Origin of the sequence: Phocaeicola oris (assembly GCF_021295095.1) — a bacterium.
Lineage (GTDB): Bacteria > Bacteroidota > Bacteroidia > Bacteroidales > Bacteroidaceae > Phocaeicola > Phocaeicola oris.
Window position 1 is genome coordinate 1 of sequence record NZ_JAJLQX010000022.1, and the last position, 19,239, is coordinate 19,239.

18 protein-coding genes are annotated in these 19,239 nt (G+C 40.2%); 1 reads left to right on the forward strand and 17 read right to left on the reverse strand.

Annotated features, from left to right (window positions below; all coding sequences use genetic code 11):
• The first annotated feature begins 776 nt into the window (after nt 1–776).
• Nucleotides 777–2,309, forward strand: a complete 1,533-nt coding sequence (locus LO761_RS10510) for a carboxylesterase/lipase family protein (RefSeq protein WP_272818243.1) — start codon at nt 777–779, stop codon at nt 2,307–2,309.
• Between the two features lie 128 nt (nt 2,310–2,437).
• Here LO761_RS10510 and LO761_RS10515 read toward each other — a convergent pair whose 3' ends face one another.
• The 17 genes from LO761_RS10515 to LO761_RS10595 form a co-directional block, all read right to left on the reverse strand.
• On the reverse strand, nt 2,438–3,046 hold the full coding sequence (locus tag LO761_RS10515; protein WP_272818280.1) for an IMPACT family protein: 609 nt from the start codon (nt 3,044–3,046) through the stop codon (nt 2,438–2,440).
• Entirely contained in the window at nt 3,043–3,531 is a 489-nt protein-coding gene (locus LO761_RS10520) for a 3'-5' exonuclease (protein ID WP_272818244.1), read from the reverse strand. The genes LO761_RS10515 and LO761_RS10520 overlap by 4 nt, the downstream gene beginning before the upstream one ends.
• A 132-nt stretch (nt 3,532–3,663) precedes the next feature.
• A complete protein-coding gene (locus tag LO761_RS10525; protein WP_272818281.1) occupies nt 3,664–4,581 on the reverse strand; it encodes a DMT family transporter in 918 nt (305 codons plus the stop codon).
• A gap of 100 nt (nt 4,582–4,681) precedes the next feature.
• On the reverse strand, nt 4,682–5,722 hold the full coding sequence (locus LO761_RS10530; RefSeq protein WP_272818245.1) for a nucleoside hydrolase: 1,041 nt from the start codon (nt 5,720–5,722) through the stop codon (nt 4,682–4,684).
• Nucleotides 5,723–5,829: 107 nt separating this feature from the next.
• Nucleotides 5,830–7,077 (reverse strand): DUF1015 domain-containing protein, encoded by a 1,248-nt coding sequence (locus LO761_RS10535; protein ID WP_272818246.1) that lies wholly within the window; start codon nt 7,075–7,077, stop codon nt 5,830–5,832.
• A gap of 11 nt (nt 7,078–7,088) precedes the next feature.
• Nucleotides 7,089–8,009, reverse strand: a complete 921-nt coding sequence (locus tag LO761_RS10540) for an NAD(P)-dependent oxidoreductase (RefSeq protein ID WP_272818247.1) — start codon at nt 8,007–8,009, stop codon at nt 7,089–7,091.
• Between the two features lie 12 nt (nt 8,010–8,021).
• On the reverse strand, nt 8,022–9,098 hold the full coding sequence (gene serC, locus LO761_RS10545) for a 3-phosphoserine/phosphohydroxythreonine transaminase (RefSeq protein WP_272818248.1): 1,077 nt from the start codon (nt 9,096–9,098) through the stop codon (nt 8,022–8,024).
• Nucleotides 9,099–9,226: 128 nt separating this feature from the next.
• Nucleotides 9,227–10,543 (reverse strand): DEAD/DEAH box helicase, encoded by a 1,317-nt coding sequence (locus LO761_RS10550; protein WP_272818249.1) that lies wholly within the window; start codon nt 10,541–10,543, stop codon nt 9,227–9,229.
• 231 nt (nt 10,544–10,774) lie between these two features.
• Complete coding sequence (locus LO761_RS10555; RefSeq protein WP_272818250.1) at nt 10,775–11,266, reverse strand: hypothetical protein; 492 nt, start codon at nt 11,264–11,266, stop codon at nt 10,775–10,777.
• A 12-nt stretch (nt 11,267–11,278) separates the two neighbouring features.
• Complete coding sequence (locus LO761_RS10560) at nt 11,279–11,764, reverse strand: PqqD family protein (protein WP_272818251.1); 486 nt, start codon at nt 11,762–11,764, stop codon at nt 11,279–11,281.
• An 865-nt stretch (nt 11,765–12,629) separates the two neighbouring features.
• Nucleotides 12,630–13,211, reverse strand: a complete 582-nt coding sequence (locus LO761_RS10565) for a porin family protein (RefSeq protein WP_272818252.1) — start codon at nt 13,209–13,211, stop codon at nt 12,630–12,632.
• 64 nt (nt 13,212–13,275) lie between these two features.
• Complete coding sequence (gene nqrF, locus LO761_RS10570) at nt 13,276–14,550, reverse strand: NADH:ubiquinone reductase (Na(+)-transporting) subunit F (RefSeq protein ID WP_272818253.1); 1,275 nt, start codon at nt 14,548–14,550, stop codon at nt 13,276–13,278.
• A gap of 19 nt (nt 14,551–14,569) precedes the next feature.
• Nucleotides 14,570–15,196 carry an NADH:ubiquinone reductase (Na(+)-transporting) subunit E gene (gene nqrE, locus LO761_RS10575; RefSeq protein ID WP_272818254.1) on the reverse strand — a complete coding sequence of 209 codons (627 nt, stop codon included), beginning with the start codon at nt 15,194–15,196 and terminating at the stop codon, nt 14,570–14,572.
• 27 nt (nt 15,197–15,223) lie between these two features.
• Nucleotides 15,224–15,859 (reverse strand): NADH:ubiquinone reductase (Na(+)-transporting) subunit D, encoded by a 636-nt coding sequence (locus LO761_RS10580; RefSeq protein WP_272818255.1) that lies wholly within the window; start codon nt 15,857–15,859, stop codon nt 15,224–15,226.
• 13 nt (nt 15,860–15,872) lie between these two features.
• Nucleotides 15,873–16,550 carry a Na(+)-translocating NADH-quinone reductase subunit C gene (locus LO761_RS10585; RefSeq protein WP_272818256.1) on the reverse strand — a complete coding sequence of 226 codons (678 nt, stop codon included), beginning with the start codon at nt 16,548–16,550 and terminating at the stop codon, nt 15,873–15,875.
• Between the two features lie 12 nt (nt 16,551–16,562).
• The gene (locus LO761_RS10590; protein ID WP_272818257.1) at nt 16,563–17,747 is read right to left on the reverse strand and encodes an NADH:ubiquinone reductase (Na(+)-transporting) subunit B; all 1,185 of its coding nucleotides are present in this window, start codon (nt 17,745–17,747) and stop codon (nt 16,563–16,565) included.
• A 21-nt stretch (nt 17,748–17,768) separates the two neighbouring features.
• Nucleotides 17,769–19,118, reverse strand: a complete 1,350-nt coding sequence (locus tag LO761_RS10595; RefSeq protein WP_272818258.1) for a Na(+)-translocating NADH-quinone reductase subunit A — start codon at nt 19,116–19,118, stop codon at nt 17,769–17,771.
• Nucleotides 19,119–19,239: the final 121 nt, after the last annotated feature.

Here is a 19,239-nt window from a genome sequence, read left to right on the forward strand (position 1 = left end):
CCATTCTTTTTAACATTTGAACTGTTACAGAATATACAGTTTTTTTATTCATAAGCTTTCAAATGCTGCAAAGGTAATGAATAAAGGACATTTGAGAGGTTTCAGCCTACCAAATGTCCATTACGCCCAAAGGTACGATTATTTTTTAAATAAAAAAACAATTCATTATCTTTTTTAATCTTAAAAAGAATCTCCTAAGTTCTACTTTAAAACGCCATCACGAGAATTGCGCTTCTATCTTAAATGCTTACTTTCTCTTTTGTTTTTCCATACTTATATTCATTTCAACATGAGTTTGATAAAACAACAAAGAGGTCACGCAGAAAACTACGAAGGTAGAATATGGTCTTATAGTATGTTGGTGAGGTATTTTTCCCTTTTTGTCTGGTTCATTAAAATGGTCATAAAGAGATGGAAAAAAGTCATGCGGATCAATTGAGCAACTCATACGGATGAACCGAACAACTCATGCGGATAAACCGAACAACTCATGCGGATCAATTGAGCAACTCATACGTATCAGTTTTCATCTTCATACGCATCGGAATAATAGTTTATATAATTGACATTAGCAGTGTATCCTTTTAAGAAGAAACAATGATACACAACTCGTATTATTTTAAATTCGGCGAACACACATTATTTATATAATAAAATATAAGACAAATAACAAATCAAATCTACGCGAAATAAATTGACTGTGAATTTGTTTTATTACCTTCTTTAATTACCTTTGGACAAAAATAAACAGAGTACTTATTTTAATTATATAGGAAATGAAAAAGATATTGCTCCTCACTGTTCTCGGCATAATATGTTTAGGCAGTGTAAAAGGCCAATTACTCAAAACAACTGTCGCGCAAGGCGAAATAGAAGGTATTGAAGAGAATGGATTTGCCCTTTATAAAGGTATCCCTTACGCAGAAGCTCCTATCGGAGACTTTCGTTGGAAAGCTCCGGTAAGCAAGCGTCCATGGAAAGGTGTGTATAAAGCCGACCAATGGGGAAAACGCCCTCCACAGCCGTCTAATCCAACTCAAGGTGGCACGGATGACATGAGTGAGGATTGCCTGTATCTGTGCGTACAAACGCCTGCCAAGACAAAAAACGACAAGCTACCGGTATTTGTCATGATTCACGGCGGGGCTTTCCTAACAGGCTCTTATATCGGCACTCAAGACAGCTTTGTCCGCAATGGCATCGTATATGTCAGCGTGGAATATCGCCTTGGCGCATTGGGATTTATGGCTCACCCCGAACTTGCGAAAGAATCTCCCCAAGGTATAACCGGCAACTACGGATTACTCGATCAGATTATGGCTTTGCAGTGGATTCATGATAATATAGCAGCTTTCGGCGGTGACCCTGAAAAGGTAACCATTGCAGGTGAATCGGCAGGAGGCATCTCCGTCAGCATCTTATGTGCTTCTCCTTTGACAAAGGGATTGTTCCGTGCTGCCATTTGTGAAAGTGGAAGCTCGTTTTGGCCGGTAGCCGACCAACGAGGAGACAACACAGCCATGTCGACCATGCAGGCCGCAGAGCAGATGGGAGTCAACTTTCAAAATAGCTTAAAAGCAAAGAATCTGAAAGCATTGCGTAAATTACCTTTTGATAAACTCACCACAGCCACCCAAATGGAACTGTTCTGGCCGGTAGTAGATGGGTATGTCATTACCGATGATCAATATAAACTGTATGAACAAGGAAAATATAATGATGTGGATGTACTGATGGGAACCAATTCGGATGAAGGATCTATGTTCTGTCGTCCGGTATCAGTCGTCGACTACGAAAAGCGTATCAGAAAAAGCTACGGGGAATGGGCTGATAAATTACTGAAACTTTATCCTGCCACAAACGAACAGGAAACGTATTTCGCGCAATCAGATATCTTCCGAGACGGCAGCTTTGCGTGGGGAACATACGCTTGGGCTAACTTACAGACTGCTAACGGCAAGAGCAGAGTTTACATGTACTACTTTGACCAAAACTCCGAGAACACCATGCTGTCAAGCAGCCGTGGAGGAGCCAGTCATGTAGCTGAAATGCCTTTCGCTTACGGATACACGTTCGGTAACGGCAAAATGACAGATACCGAGAAACATATACAACAGATTATGACAAAGTACTGGATAAACTTTACCAAGACCGGAGACCCAAATGGTGACAATCTCCCTTATTGGACTTCGTATCAAAAAGATAAACCTACTGTCATGATTATAAAAGAGGGATTCCATTTAGGACCGGTGCAGAACCAACCGCAAATGGACTTTTTTGAAGCGTTTTTTAAGAGTAAAAGAAAATAAGATCTACAAGCGAACGTTAAATGCATCACTTTTAAATCGGCATCTTTGCAAATACTTCTGAAGAATACGGAAACTTATATATATAGCTTCGGGTGTTTATACGGAACACTTCAACAAGAGATGTGTTGTCAATCGTCGGACAGAAAACGCAGAGTCTCCACTTTCTCAAGACAGGAACGAAGATTTTGCATGAGTGAACGACGTATACGAAGTGTCATCACACAATCCATTTCAAAGCTCTGACTCTTTATCTTCGGATTTTCTTCTTTCACAATGCGCATCACATCGTTAAGGAACGGATATTCGAAGGTAAAGACGACATCCTCATCCGTCGTCTTCTCTATGATGTCAGCATGAGCGATGGCATCGGCAGCAGCAGCTTTATAAGCCCGAGTAAGTCCGCCGGTACCTAAATTGATACCTCCATAGTAACGCACCACTATAATCAGTATGTCAGTCAACTCATTCGAGTTGATCTGTCCCAAGATAGGCTTGCCAGCCGTCCCAGAAGGTTCTCCATTATCCGCTCCACGAAACTCTTTCCGATCGGGACCAATCATAAAGGCATAGCAGACATGACGGGCATCATAATACACTTTCTGATACTTCTTTAGCCACTCACGAACTTCATCTTGCGAGTGTACAGGCATGGCAAAGCTCAGAAACTTACTCCGCTTTTCGGAATAGAATCCTTCCGACACCCCTTTCACAGTTCTATACTCGTCGTCAGCCATCATAGTAATTTTTTCGCTATCCATGAACAGGCATCAGCATCACTCAACGCATGGTGATGGGTAAGCAAATCATAACCGAAGTAAGCAGCCACGGTCTGTAACTGATGATTTTCCAGTCCTTTCAACTTTAATGACGCCAGATAAGTACAATAAAATATATAATCAGGATAATCCATACAATAAGTTTTGAACACCGCTTTCAGGCAACATTCGTCAAACCTTTTGTTATGAGCCACCAACGGTAAACCTTCTATCTTTGGAGCCACCTGTTCCCATACTTTAGGGAAAATGGGAGCATTCCATGTATCACGCTCTGTAATGCCATGCACCTGAATATTCCGGTAAAGATAGTAATTAGGCTCCGGATGAATGAGACTATAGAACTCATCCACCCTCTCTCCATTTCTGTAAATCACCACTCCCACACTGCACACGCTGGAAAGTTGATTATTGGCAGTCTCAAAGTCGATGGCAGCAAAATTATCCATATACTATTTATTCTTTAAGAAGACAGAAACTACCCCTGAATACAGACAAATATTTCCTCTGTCCTCTTTTATTAGCGGCATAAAATTAGTCCTTTTATGCTTCTTAAGCAAATCTATTATAAGAAAAGAGCATCAGCCGATGCCATGTCGACGACGATAGGACAACTTGATTTTATTCATTAAAGATTTCTCAAAGACAATCATGGTAACGGATCCAAGAATCAATATAATACCTACAACTATGCGGAAAGTGAGTTGTTCATGAAATATCAACACCCCAAAGAAGATGGCTGTCATAGGCTCTAAAGCACCTAAAATCGCTGTGTCGGTGGAACCTATATAATGAATAGCCTTGGTAAGCGTAACCAAAGAGATAATGGTAGGTATCAGTGCAATACCTAACGTACACAACCCATAAAACGGTGTTGTCGGCACATGAAATGAAGTAGAGAAAATAATTCGGAAAGCAAAAACGGAAAAGCCAACCAGCAAGACATAGAAATTCAGTTTATAAGCAGGCATCAACTTCAGTACAGAACGGTTGATGCCAATCATGTAGATGGCATAAGTCAGCGAAGAAATCAATACAAGAATGACTCCTATCACGCTCAAAGTCTGACCATTATAAGTCTTTCCCAAGAGTGTTATTCCTAAGAAAGCGATGATTAAAGCCCCCCAACTGATAATAGAGATTCGTTCTTTGAAGAATACTCCCATAAGCAAAGCTACCATAATAGGATAAGTAAACAGAATAGTCGAGGCAATACCCGCATCCATATAGGTATAACTACTGAACAAAGCCAATGAGGAGAAAGAAAAAAGCAATCCCATCACACCCAATGGCAAGATTTCATTCTTCTGTAATTGAAATGAGATACCCTTTATCCTCATAATAATGCCAATAAAAACCATAGCCAATCCATAACGGAACAACAACACACTATCGGCATTCAGTCCGTCACTGTATAGTGGCAAAGCAAACAGCGGGTTCAATCCGTAACTGGCTGATGCCAATGCAGCCAAAGCAACCCCTTTTGTCTTATTACTCATCATACCTTTATGAAAACCGCGCAAAAGTACATCATTAAGGACAATAAAACAAATGGTCCTATCTATATTTTATAAAGATTCAATCTCTTTAATAAAAGGTTTACTTATTCTTCGGCTTTGAAGGAATAATCTTTAAGAAAAAGTCAAGAATTTGTTTATTCTGCTCATCATTTGTCATTAAATAATACTGATTTCCACCTTTCTGCGGAGTGAATGTGGTAATACCGTCGTCGGCAACCGTAATCTTTCCTTCCTCTGAGAGCGTCATGAATTTATTCGGTTCCAATACCTCCAGAACAGCTGTTAAATCCCATGTAGGACGGTTGTAAGGCATCTTCATATATGCCTTGTACGCCTCAATCATCGGGTGTTGAGGAGCCCATGTAAAGTCATTCTCTATGCTGGCTCCCGGATATTCGATAGCCAGACCGACCTCGAACGGGGAAGTAATAATCCTAACAGGACTCTCCGCAAACAGTTTTTTCGCTGCAGGAATATCCATAATGATGTTATATTCTGTATGCTCGGCCATCTTAAAAGCTCCAGCCATCAGGGACATATATTTTACCTTTTGCGCAAGCAGTTCCTTACCTGTCAGCTTTGAATATTCATCTGCCTGAGTGTCGAGAAGTCGGGCCAGATTGGTTGAGAATCCGGTAGAAATGATCACTACGGAACCATCAGGTTGAGCAGAAAGAATCTGACGATATAACTTTTCTGCGTCAGGCAATGCGTTATAGTCTTTAATGGTGGTAGGGAATAAATTCATCATACAAACGCTCAAAGCATAGTTAGGTCCCTTACTGCAGTCAGCTCCATTACGACACACTCCTATCGGAATGTCCGGATAATCGTACCATGTATTCATGATATCAAGAAATTTAGCCGATCCATCCTCACATTTATTCGTCATAATAGCCAATATCTTAATTTTTCCTGCATCCTGATATTTATATAGCATATCGAGAGCCAATGCATCATCCACATCATTCCCCATATCGGTATCAAAGATAACCAATGTAGTAGAATTTTTCTGTTCTGTCATCTGCTCTGTCTTCTCTTGATTCTGTTTCTTGCTACCGCACGCTGTGAAAAGAACAGTCAGCACGCAATATATTACAAGGGATATTCTCTGTTTCATTATATACTTTTTATTCATTTACAACAGACAAATATAATAAATCCTCGAATTCTTCACAAAGAATCCGAGGATTACTATACATTATTTTATAAAAGACAAAAACTATCTTAACTCAGCTTATGAATGACTAAACCGGAACGTAACTTCGGTTCAAACCACGTAGTTTTAGGTGGCATGATATTACCGGTATCGGCAATATCCATGATTTGTTTCATAGAAACCGGATACAATGCCAACGCTACTTTCATCTCACCACTATCCACTCTGCGCTTCAACTCACCCAAGCCACGAATACCACCAACGAAATCAATACGATTATCTGAACGTAAATCTTTAATACCCAAAATCTCATCAAGAATATACTTAGAAGAAATAGTCACGTCGAGTACTCCAATAGGGTCGTTATCATCATAGGTTCCTCTCTTTGCAGTCAAACTATACCACTTCCCTTCCAAATAGAGTGAGAAATTGTGTAACTTAGTAGGCTTATAAATCTCCGTACCTTTCAGTTCCACATCAAAATGCTCACGTACCTTATCCAAGAACTGTTCGGGTGTATTATCATTCAAGTCCTTTACCACACGGTTATAATCAATGACAGTCAACTGATTCGCAGGGAAACAGACAGCCATGAAGAAGTTATATTCCTCATCACCCCGATGATTCGGGTTCTGCTTCGCCTTCTCGGCACCAACCAATGCAGCAGCAGCTGAACGGTGGTGACCATCAGCAATATACATGGAAGGAATTTTAGCAAACTCCTCAGTGATAGTTACTATATCTTTATCATTGTCGATAATCCATAATCGGTGACGGAATCCGTCATCCTCGGCTGTGAAATCATAAACAGGCTTATTAACCGTATATTTAGCTACTACTGCATCAAGTACAGCATCATCGGGATAAGCAAAGAACACCGGTTCAATATTCGCATTATTCACACGCACATGTTTCATTCTATCCTCTTCTTTATCGCGACGTGTGAGCTCATGTTTCTTAATAACACCATTCAAATAGTCAGGAACATAAGCGCCTACCACCAGTCCATACTGAGTTTTCCCATTCATGGTTTGGGCATAAATGTAGTAATATTCCTTATCATCCTGAACCAGCCACCCTTTCTCTTGAAACTTCTTAAAGTTCTCTGCAGCCTTCACATAAACACGCGGATCATCCTCTGCCGTCCCCTCCGGAAAGTCTATCTCAGGTTTGATGATATGATAAAGTGATTTCTCATTCCCTTCGCATTCTTTTCTTGCCTCAGCCGAGTCAAGCACATCATACGGACGGGAAACTACCTGTTCAACCAAATCTACCGGTGGGCGAACGCCTTTAAATGGTTTTACTGTTGCCATATCAATAGGTTTTACTTATTGACTTTGAACTTATCGATACCATCTTTCAGGAATCCTACTATTTGGTGAGCTGCGGCAAGTCCGGCATTGATGTTAGCTTCTGCGGTCTGTGCTCCCATCTTCTTCGGAGTGGAAAAATAACGGTCTGCGAATTTCTCCTTAAACTCTGCATCGGCTACCGGCATGATATCAGTTACATACTTCAAGTCTTCACGCTCTGTCATCAATTTAATCAGTTCAGTCTCATTGATAACTTCCTTACGGGCTGTATTAAGCAGAATTCCTCCCTTATGCAATTTGTTCACTAATGCATAGTTGATAGATTCCTTTGTATCAGGAGTTGCAGGAATATGAAGAGAAACAATGTCAACAGACTCAAAAAGAGCTTCTGTTGAATCAACAGCATGAACACCGGCAGCTTCAATGACTTCCTTCGGACAAAATGCATCGTAAGCATAAACTTCCATTTCGAAACCTTTAGCTATTCGGGCTACGTTACGACCAACATTTCCGAAAGCCAGAATACCTAACTTTTTACCTTTGAGTTCTGTCCCCGATTTTCCGTTATAGAAATTACGAACCGCCATCACCATCAAGCCAAAGACAAGTTCTGCTACAGCATTAGAGTTCTGTCCGGGAGTGTTCATTACACAAACCTTATGAGTAGTAGCGGCAGCCAAATCTACATTATCGTAACCGGCACCTGCACGAACCACAATCTTCAAATTCTTGGCAGCATTGAACACCTCATTATCTACCACATCGCTACGGATAATCAACGCATCAGTGTCTTTCACAGCATCAAGCAACTGTTCTTTCTGTTCGTATTTCTCCAATAAAGCCAATTCATAACCGGCTTCTTCTATTACTTTTTTAATACCGTCAACAGCTACTTTAGCAAACGGCTTTTGAGTTGCAATTAATACTTTCATAGTTCCAGCTTATTAATGTTTATTTTCAAATTCTTTCATACAGTCTATCAATGCCTGAACACTCTCTTTTGGTAATGCATTATAGCAAGATGCACGAAAACCGCCAACGGAACGATGTCCCTTAACGCCTACCATGCCATGTTCAGTAGCAAATGTAACGAACTCTGACTCTAACTCCTTATATTCATCCTTCATAACGAAACAAATATTCATATAAGAACGGTCAGCCTCACAAGTTACTGTTCCACGGAATAATCTACTGCCATCAATAGCACTGTAAAGCATATCTGCTCTTTCTTTAGCACGACGCTGCATCTCATCTACACCGCCCTGAGCCTTCAACCAGCGAAGAGTCATTAAAGCACCGTAAATAGGAACTACAGGAGGTGTGTTAAACATTGAACCTTTCTCAATATGAGTATGATAATCCAACATCGTCGGAATATAATGAGAAACCTTTCCTAATGCATCATTCTTAACAATGACAAAAGTAACACCTGCCGGAGCCAGATTCTTCTGAGCACCACCGAATATACAGATATATTTGGATATATCAATCGGACGAGAGAAAATATCTGAAGACATATCGGCTACCATTGGAACATTTACATCCGGATCGGCATGAAGTTCTGTACCATAGATGGTATTGTTTGTTGTGATGTGAAAATAATCTACATCCGAAGGTACGCTGTATCCTTTTGGAATATAAGTGTAGTTATCTACTTTTGAAGAGGCAACCTCAACTACTTCTCCAAATGCCAAGCCTTTGGCTTCTTTCTCTGCTTTGTTAGCCCAAGTTCCTGTATTCAGATAAGCAACTTTCTTCTCGAAGAAGTTATAAGGAACCATACAGAATTCCAAACTTGCGCCACCACCAAGGAATAGCACGGAATAGCCTTCAGGAATATGGAGAAGCTCTTTAAACAACGCTTCTGCCTCATCCATGACAGCCTGAAAATCTTTACTACGATGACTGATCTCCATCAGAGACAAGCCGGAATTATTGAGATCCAAAATCGCTTTCGCTGTGTTTTCCACAGTCTCACGCGGGAGAATAGATGGTCCTGCATTAAAATTATGCTTTTTCATTTGATTTAAATTTTTATTGTTAAACTTAGGTTTAATTACTTTTGCGAATATAAATATTATATTTTCAATTAACAAGCAAAATAGCAAGATTTTTAGCAGATTTTTAATCTCATACTTTCAAAATGACACTAATTTGCCTCTTCAATAATTGTTTTAACGCCTTTTATCTTTTCGTTCCCTATCAAATTCAGTACGTTAGCTAACTTTTTGCGTTCTATGGCAACAAAGCAATAATGGTCTTTCACGTCTATCTTTCCAATCTCCTTAACCGACAGTTTTCCTTTCTTACAAAGGAATCCTACTACATCCACCTTGTTCACCTTGTCTTTTTTCCCTTTACCTATATATATAGTAGCATACAGTGGTTGGGTAGGTTTGGGCGTAACTGCCGGTAACGCATAAACTTCCGGTTGCTCGTTGATATATTCAGGCAACTGCTCTTCAGGGCCGAGAATCATATAAGCCTCTCCTCCTGCATCCCAACGGGCAGTTCGACCGTTACGATGAATATAAGCGTCCTCGTCCACCGGCAAGTGATAGTGCACAATATGTTGAATCTCCGGAATATCCAGTCCACGAGCCGCAAGATCGGTAGAGATAAGCACGTGAATGCTTCCGTTACGAAACTTATATAGTGCACGTTCACGATCGTCTTGCTCCATTCCTCCATGAAACATACCACACGGAAACTTTTTCGAGTGTAAATAATTTCCTACCCTCTCCACACTCTCGCGATAGTTAACAAAGACCAATGTCGATGCACTGCCCAGTGAACAGAGTAATTTGTACAGTGTTTCTAATTTGTCCTTCTCTGGTGACAATACCTTATATAATAATATACGATCGGGAATCAACTCATCCGGATTCAGGAAATTCAATTTAATGGTCTTTTCCATTCCGGTGAACTGAGGAATCTCCTCCGCATCAGTCGCGGAGAGCAAGAATCTGCGCCGAAGGTTAGGCAGCTTAGTGATAATTTCCGACATATCTTCTTGAAATCCGAGTTCCAGACATTTATCAAACTCATCAATAACAAGTATTTTTACAGTCGAAGCATCAATATTCTTTTTTCTCAGATGATCATTCATACGCCCCGGAGTACCGAAGATTACTGATGGATGAATACCTTGCATACTCCTGTGCTCATCCATGGCAGGGCGACCACCATAACAACTCATTGATGTAAATGGAGTTCCCATTTGTTTAAACACCTGATCTGTCTGCAAAGCCAGCTCACGCGACGGAACAAGCACTACGGCCTGAACACCTTCCTCACCTTCTTTCAAGGTGTTAAGCAACGGTAATAAATAGGCCAGTGTTTTCCCAGAGCCTGTCGGAGACAGCAGTATCTGATCTTTTCCCTTTCTCCACGCATCAATAGAAGCCAGCTGCATAGGAGTCAACTGCTCTATCTTCAGATTTACCAAAATATTATTAAGTTCCATAATGCCTTATTTTCCGCAAAGATACGGAATGTTTAGTAAATGAAAAATGGAATATGTCATAGAAAATCCAAAAATTATCTTGTTGAAACGAATGAATTAATACGTATAAACTAAACAAATGATGTTCCTACCTCTACTGAATGATACTCATCAATCACCCGGGTAATGGCTTTGCTTTTTATATTATCTTTATAAAGATATTCTATCTCAGGCCTCTATCCTACGAAAGTGTCAGGAAGCATTCATGACAGCATACGGACCTCCCGTTGTAAACCATGTATGAGAGCCTTCTCCTGTAGGATCAATTTTAAAACCTCCATAAGGGGGAATGGAAGAATCCCAAACATATTGTGTAGCCTGTACTATATAACATGGCTTGCAATGTTCATTACTCACGCCCGGTGTGACGTTTCCATCATATAAAACACCCAACTGAGCAGGTCCGGTAACAAGTAAAAGGTGTGTATTCGGATCCCGATTCAAATAATAATTTTGACCAAGACCGGCAAATGATGTCGTTGCGCCTTGAACAGGCTTATCCGCGGCTGTGAGAGTTCCACTTCCATCAATATCATACGCCAAATGTCCAAAACCGAAATTTGTTTGATTTATTTTTCCGGTATCTATTACCCATGCTTTCGCGCATGCGGCCACATATTCCTGTGGTGTAAACACCTCTACCTCTGTAACGGGAGTTTCCCATTTTTTCTTTTCTTCAATCATAATATTTCGTATTTATACTTCTATCAACAATCCTGCTTTACGATATGATTCCACCAATTGACGGATCTGCAATTCCATAATACTCTGCGAACCTTCATATTCTCTTTTCGCGATTTCTATGACTTTTCCCACAGCTGTTGGCTGTCTGAATTGAGACCACAGAAAATGACTGATATCATTTTGCGTTATCATCCCGTTAAAATATTGCGCAAACGCTCCCGTGGGGACAAGAATCCATTCATTGCCAATCCGACGTTCAACCAGATCGGGATTTATCCGGTAAACAACTTCATTTTCCAATTGTTTTATTTGCTCAACAAAGGCACCGAACTCCATCTCTGTCATATCAGCTGGTGATTTGACTGTTTTTTCCGGAGAAACATTATATAGGTAAGCTATAGGTAATTGATATTTTCTTTTTACCAATGCATTCATCCCATTATTCCTATCAGAATGTTGTAGCAAGTCTTCCTCCCTCTTTACTTCTGTATTTTTCATTATTAAAGAAAACAATATCATCAAAAAAAATAAAGTGCTCAATGTCGATTATTTATTCCTGCCACTATATGATGACAGTTTAAAAAAGCAATAGCAAATAAATAATCGCTATCACTTATAAAACCGTCGTTAATTCCAATCTAACAAGAAAAACGACATAAGACTTTATTTGTTCGTATTGATTACTTTATATTAGTAATATTCCCAAAAAGGAAAACAAACATAGCTATTTATATATTCACAAAAAAGGAATTTATATTCCAGAAGAATTATTTAATATTTTTTAGTTTTTTTTCGAATAAATGAAGACAATATAACGGATTTCGCGGAATTTAAAATAATACAAATCTGTGTATCACCTGCTTCTTCTTTATATAGATACACTGCTTATAGAAAATATCAGCCATATAAGTTACTGCTCCGATGCGTATGAAAATAAAAAGCAATACGGATGAAGATGAAAAGTGACGCGGATGAAGATGAAAAGTGATGCGGATGAAGATGAAAAGTGACGCGGATGAAGATGAAAAGTGATGCGGATGAGTTGATCGGTTCATCCGCATGAGTTGATCGATTCATGCGGATGAGTTTAGTAACTCATACGCATGACTTTTCCTCCATCTCTTTATGACCATATTAATGAATCAAACAAAAAGGGAAAAACACCTCATCAACATACTGTAAGACCGTATTCTACCTTAGTAGCTTTCTACATAACCTTTCTGTTATTTCATTAAACTCACATTAATATATATATTCTGAACCTATTGAATCTTCTTAAGAACAATCTCTTTGCTTTTAGCAAATAAAAAAATCTCCTCCCTTAATCAAATAAGAGAGGAGACTATCTTGAATGAAATTTCAATTATAAGTTGAACTTATAACCGATAGATAATTGGAATACGCTGTTTCTGGAATCACCAGTGTCAAAGACCTTGGTTAATCCCCAATTATAGCGTGCGTCAATCACCACGTTATTAAATTCATACGAAGCACCTATAGGCATAGCTACCTCGAGAGTTTTGGCATCTATCGGATTACCGGTTGACGCTGTTACTCCTTGATATTTTCCCGTGATAGTGTTCTTGACATTAAATGCCGGTTGAAGACCAGCTTTCAACGCAAAGTTCTTAGCTACATATATATTAGCCAAAATAGGAATATTGATATAATCTAATTTCAATGTAGCCTTGACACCATCTTCCGAAGCCTTGATACCTTGCATGGAATATAAAGCACCGGCCGACAAACTAAATATATCAGTTAACTGATATTCGAATTCGGCACCAAGAACAGCTCCGATACGCACGTCTCCATCGTCCATATCAGTCATGGAAGCAATATTCATACCCACTTTCGGCTGAATAGTGACTGAACCCACAGCATGTTGAGCAAATGTTGCAATACAAGCAAACATCATTGCTACTGTTAATAAAATCTTTTTCATCTTTATTCTTTTTCTAATTATCTATTAGACATGACATCACTGTTTAATCTACCTGTCTTATTAATTATCCAAAGTTATCATACATAATTGAATCCGGTTCTACACCCAGACTGTCGAGATAATCCGTAACAGTCTTGATAAGCATTGGAGGTCCGCAAAGATAGTATTCACAATCCTCCGGAGCTTCATGATCTTTCAAATAAGTATCGCGAATACAATTAACCGCAAATCCGGTATAATAGTTAACACCGGCCTCATCAGCCTTCGGGTCCGGACGGTCGAGTGACAAATGGAAGTGGAAGTTAGGATATTCTTTCTCCAATTCCCAGAAGTCCTCAAGGAAGAATGCCTCAACCAAGGCACGAGCACCATAAAAGAAGTGCATCTCACGGTCGCGGGTATGCAACGTCTTCAGCATGTGCATAATCTGCGCACGTAAAGGAGCCATACCTGCGCCACCACCAATCCATATCATTTCCTTACCGGAAGTAAAATTAGGATGGAAATCTCCATAAGGTCCGCTCATCATTACCTTATCACCCGGTTTCAGCGAGAAGATGTACGATGAAGCAATACCGGTAGGTACATCCATAAATCCAATCTGTGGACGTGGCTTAAATGGTGTAGAAGCCAGACGGACAGTCAATGTAATAATATCGCCCTCGTCAGGATAATTGGCCATAGAGTATGCACGGATTGTTGGTTCCGGATTATGAGCCTTCAACGAAAAGATATTAAACTTTTGCCATGTTCCTATATAATCAGGACCGATAAGCTCCTTATCAAAATCCTTGTCATAGTCGATACAATCGAATGCAGGAATACGAATCTGCGCGTATGACCCCGGTACGAAATCCATGTGCTCACCTTTAGGCAAAGCAACTTTAAACTCCTTAATGAAGCTTGATACATTCTTGTTTGAAAGAACGGTACATTCCCACTCCTTAACACCTAAAATGGACTCAGGAATCTTAATGTCCAAATCGTTCTTTACTTTAACCTGACAGCCCAAACGCCAATGATCTTGTTGTTGCTTACGTGAGAAATGAGATACCTCGGATGAAAGAATAGAACCTCCACCTGCAAGTACCTGAACTTTACACTGTCCGCAAGAACCTTTACCGCCACAGGCAGAAGGAAGATGAACTTCATTAGTAACCAATGTGTTCAGTAAAGAGTTACCCGACTCAACTTCCAGTATCTTGTCGCCGCCATTAATTGAAATCTTTACCTTTCCTGATGGTACCAAATAGTGCTTTGCTACCAACAGAATGATGACAAGCAAAAGTATTACTATCAGGAATACTACAATGCTCGATAAAATCAAATTTGTATTCATTGTCTATATTCCTTTCTTTTTATAATTTCAAACCTGAAAAACACATAAATGCCATAGCCATCAATCCTACTACGATGAAAGTGATGCCAATGCCACGAAGTGGCGCAGGTACGTTAGAGTATGCCATCTTTTCACGAATAGCTGCCAGACCGACAATAGCCAACAACCAACCGATACCTGAGCCTAAAGCATAAGCGAATGCATCGCCCAAGCTACCAATAAACTTCGGATCGGAAGCACCTAAGCCGATACGCTGCTGCATAAACAAGGAAATACCCATGATAGAACAGTTAACGGCAATCAACGGAAGGAATATACCCAATGAGTTATACAAAGACGGGCTATATTTTTCAATGATCATCTCGACCAACTGAGTAATACCTGCAATAACCGCAATGAATAAGATAAAGCTCAGGAAGTTCAAGTCAACACCATCAATCAAAGCACCTTCAGCCAAGACCTTAGTCTGCAGCAAGTAGTTAACAGGCAATGTGACGATCATCACAAAGGTAACAGCAGCACCCAGACCAACGGCTGTCTTCACGGTCTTGGATACGGCAATATAAGAACACATACCCAAGAAGAACGCGAATATCAAGTTGTCCACAAAAATAGAGCGGACTATTAAACTAAAAAAATGTTCCATAATTCTGTCTTAATTTTGAAGTTAGAATTACTTTTCTTGCAATTCTTTGTGACGAGTACGCTGATACCATATAATACAAGCAACAATGATCAACGCCATAGGAGGCATCATCATCAAGCCGTTATTCAGGTAACCGATATTTTTAATAGCTTCATAATTCAATATATTGAAGCCCAACAATGTTCCCGATCCCAAAAGCTCACGGAAGAAGGCCACAATCAGCAGAATCTTAGCATAACCAAGACCATTGCCCACACCATCGAGAAAAGATTCCCATGGACCGTTCTGCATGGCAAATGCCTCCAGACGTCCCATCAAGATACAGTTTGTGATGATCAAGCCTACATAAACAGAAAGCTGAACACTTACATCATAGGCATAAGCCTTCAGAATCTCACTAACGACTGTTACCAAAGCAGCCACAACAACCAACTGGACAATGATACGGATGCGGTTTGGAATAGTCTTACGAATAAGAGAGATAACCAAGTTACTGAAAGCGGTGATAATAGTAACGGAAAGTCCCATTACGATAGCCGGCTCCAGTTTAGAAGTTACAGCCAATGCCGAACAGATACCCAACACCTGAACAGTTACAGGGTTGTCCATGCCCAGAGGATTAACGAATATTTCTTTATTCTTCTTAGATAATAATTTTGCCATATTCTTTTCCTCCTTATTTACTATTTAAAAAGTTTTTATAATTGCTCAGACAAGACTTCAACATAGCATCCACACCATTAGATGTAATGGTACCACCTGAAATTCCGTCAACCTGATATTCAGCGTCCTCTACATGGCCGTTCTTTACAACGCTTAATGCGACATCGCTGCTATTCATCACTTTCTTATCCTTAAACTCATTCTGGAAATGCGTTGTAGCTATTTCTGCACCCAACCCGGGAGTTTCACTTGCATGAGAGAAATAAGTTCCATAAACAGTATCTTTATCATCGTTCAATGCAACATATCCCCATATAGCCCCCCAAAGACCGGCACCATATACCGGAAAAACATATTTGGTCTGACCATCAACTTCAGCTACAAAAACATGTAAACGGCCTTTTTCCTTTGCTTCTTTCTCATAAGCAGTAGTAAAGCCTTCAACATTGTCAGTCAGTGTTCCGTCTTCAGCAACCAATTTATCGGATTTAATATACTTCTGGAACTCAGCATTAGCATCCTTTACGTCACGGATATTTAATGCCGCAAGAATCTGTTTCTGGGTATCGAGCTGGATATTAGCATCTTGTTTCGATTTCAAAGCAGAGCTTACGAAAGCCAGAAGGAATGCAACGATAACAACTATTACCGAAGCATAAATGACAGTATAAGTATTACTATTTGTATTCATTTTCTGTAGGCATTAATTGTTAAACTTTATGGCACGTTTTGCCCGTTTACTGATATTGCTCTGCACAACGAAATAATCGATAAGCGGAGCAAATACATTCAATAACAGGATAGCAAGCATCATACCCTCAGGATAACCCGGATTCAATACTCGGATAACAATTGCCATTATACCAATAAGAAATCCGTACCAATATTTACCAATCTCAGTGCGAGCCGATGTAACAGGATCAGTAGCCATGAACACAGCACCAAAGCAGAAGCCACCTAAACAAAGATGTTCATACCAAGGCATGTGCGCAATAGCCGTATCAGGACCGACAGCGTTGAAGATGAGTGCCATAACAGCGCCACCAACAAATACTGAAAGCATGGTCTTCCAACTTGCAACACCTGTCCACAGCAGAATAACAGCACCGATTGCAATAGCAATAACGCTGGTCTCACCAATAGAACCCGGAATTAAACCGGTAATCATATCCATGTTGAATGGAGCAAAACCTGCAGAAGAAGTTGCCGTTGCAGCCTGACCTAAAGCGGTTGCTCCGGAAAAGCCATCAACTACATTACCTGCGCCAATACCACAAATAGCATCCTTAGCTACCCATACAGCATCACCACTCATCTTAACAGGATATGCGAAGAACATGAATGCACGTGCTATCAAAGCCGGATTGAATACGTTCATACCGGTACCACCGAATACTTCTTTACAGAAAATTACCGAGAAAGCAACAGCAACTGCAATAATCCATAACGGACATTCAACAGGAACAATTAAAGGAACCAACAAACCGGTTACAAGGTAACCTTCCTGAATCTCCTCGTGCTTCCACTGGGCAGCAACGAACTCAATTCCCAAACCTACAACATAAGATACGATAATCTTTGGCAGCACAGCCAAGAAACCATATCCGAACAAAGACCAGAAACCGGCATCAACTCCAATAGCTTTGAAATGCTGGTAACCTACGTTGTACATACCGAACAACATGGCCGGCATCAACGCAATAACCACCATAGACATGATTCGCTTGCTATCAATGGAATCATGAATATGGACACCCGATTTGGAAGTAGTATTCGGTACGAAGAGAAATGACTCGAAACCTTCGTAAACCGATCGGAAAGCATGATATTTACCTCCCTCTTCAAAATTAGGCTTTATCTTATTAAAATAATTTCTTAAAGCGTTCATTAATATTTCTTTTTAATTAACTTAGCACAATTCTTTTCGAAGCATATCAAGACCCTGACGAACAATACGCTGAACCTCCAACTTGGAAGAATCAACGAACTCACATAGTGCAAAGTCTTCAGGAGCAACCTCATAAATACCTAAAGCTTCCATGCGGTCAATATCACCGGCGATGATAGCTTTAACCAAATACTCAGGAAATATATCCATAGGGAAAACCTTATCATACTCGCCCGACATGATCATGTGGCGCTCACCGCCTTTAATACGTGCATCGAGTGTATACTCTCTCTTTCCCTGTAACCAACTGAAATAGCTGTGATTGGTACTGAATTGATCGCAACGCGGACGAATGAATCCAAGGAACTCATCAGCTTTGTCACCTTCAGGAATAACAGTCAGGCTGGTAGAATGCGCCCTTAAGAAATCTTCCGGAGTAACTTGAGTACCTGTAAGAACATTACCACTGATATAACGGACGTCCTTGTCGGTTGAAACACGCCCTTCGAAGATGTTCTTCAACTGTACACCTACTTTCACCTTGAGATAAGCCGGTTTTGCAACCTCAGAACCTGTAAGGGCAATAGTTCTTGTGAAATCTACATGCCCCGTATTGAATAGGCGGCCGATAAAAATTACTTCCTCAGCACCGACGGACCAAACAATCTCGCCCTTGTTAATAGGACTGATATGATTGATTTGAACACCTACATTACCGGCAGGATTCAGACCGTCAAAGGCTGTAATTGTTACGTTCTTTGCATTCGTCAATGTCTGACTCTTCTGTTCTGCTGCAATATCCAAGTATGTCTTGGCAATCTTAGCAAGTGCATCCAAACCGGTCTGGAAATCATTTTCCTGACCTTTCAGTACGAATTCAAAGTTAGCTGCCAACGGATTCTTATCAAAGGCAGAAATAAAGATAGCTTTTGGCTTCGAGGCAGGATCAGCAACCACAGCATACGGACGTTCCGTAAAGAACGCAAAAAGTCCCGATTCGATCAATGTGGCTCTCACCTCATCTGCATTCAACTTCGAGACATCTTTCTTACCAAAATCCACATAGTTCTGTTCCTTCGAAGCAGCAACTGAGATGTTTAGCACTTTTCGACGTTCGCCTCTTGTTACAGCTGTAACCACACCGCTGACAGGAGATACAAACTTCACTTCGGGATGCCTTTTGTCGACAAACAAAGCATCTCCGGCCTTTACATCGTCTCCGGGTTTCACAACCACTTTCGGAGTAATACCGTGGAAATCATCAGGAACCAACGCATAGTTCTCTGCTTCTTTCACCTGTATCATTTCCTCAACCGGTTTGCCTTTCAGATTGATGTCAAGACCTTTGTGTAATTTAATCACATTTGTCATATTGAGTTAAAAAAATGATTATTTAATTTACGCTGCAAAAGTAGACAAAAAATTACTATAAAAAAGAATATTTGCAACTTAATTCGAAAAAGATTGGAAAGTATTTTCAAGTATGAAGAAA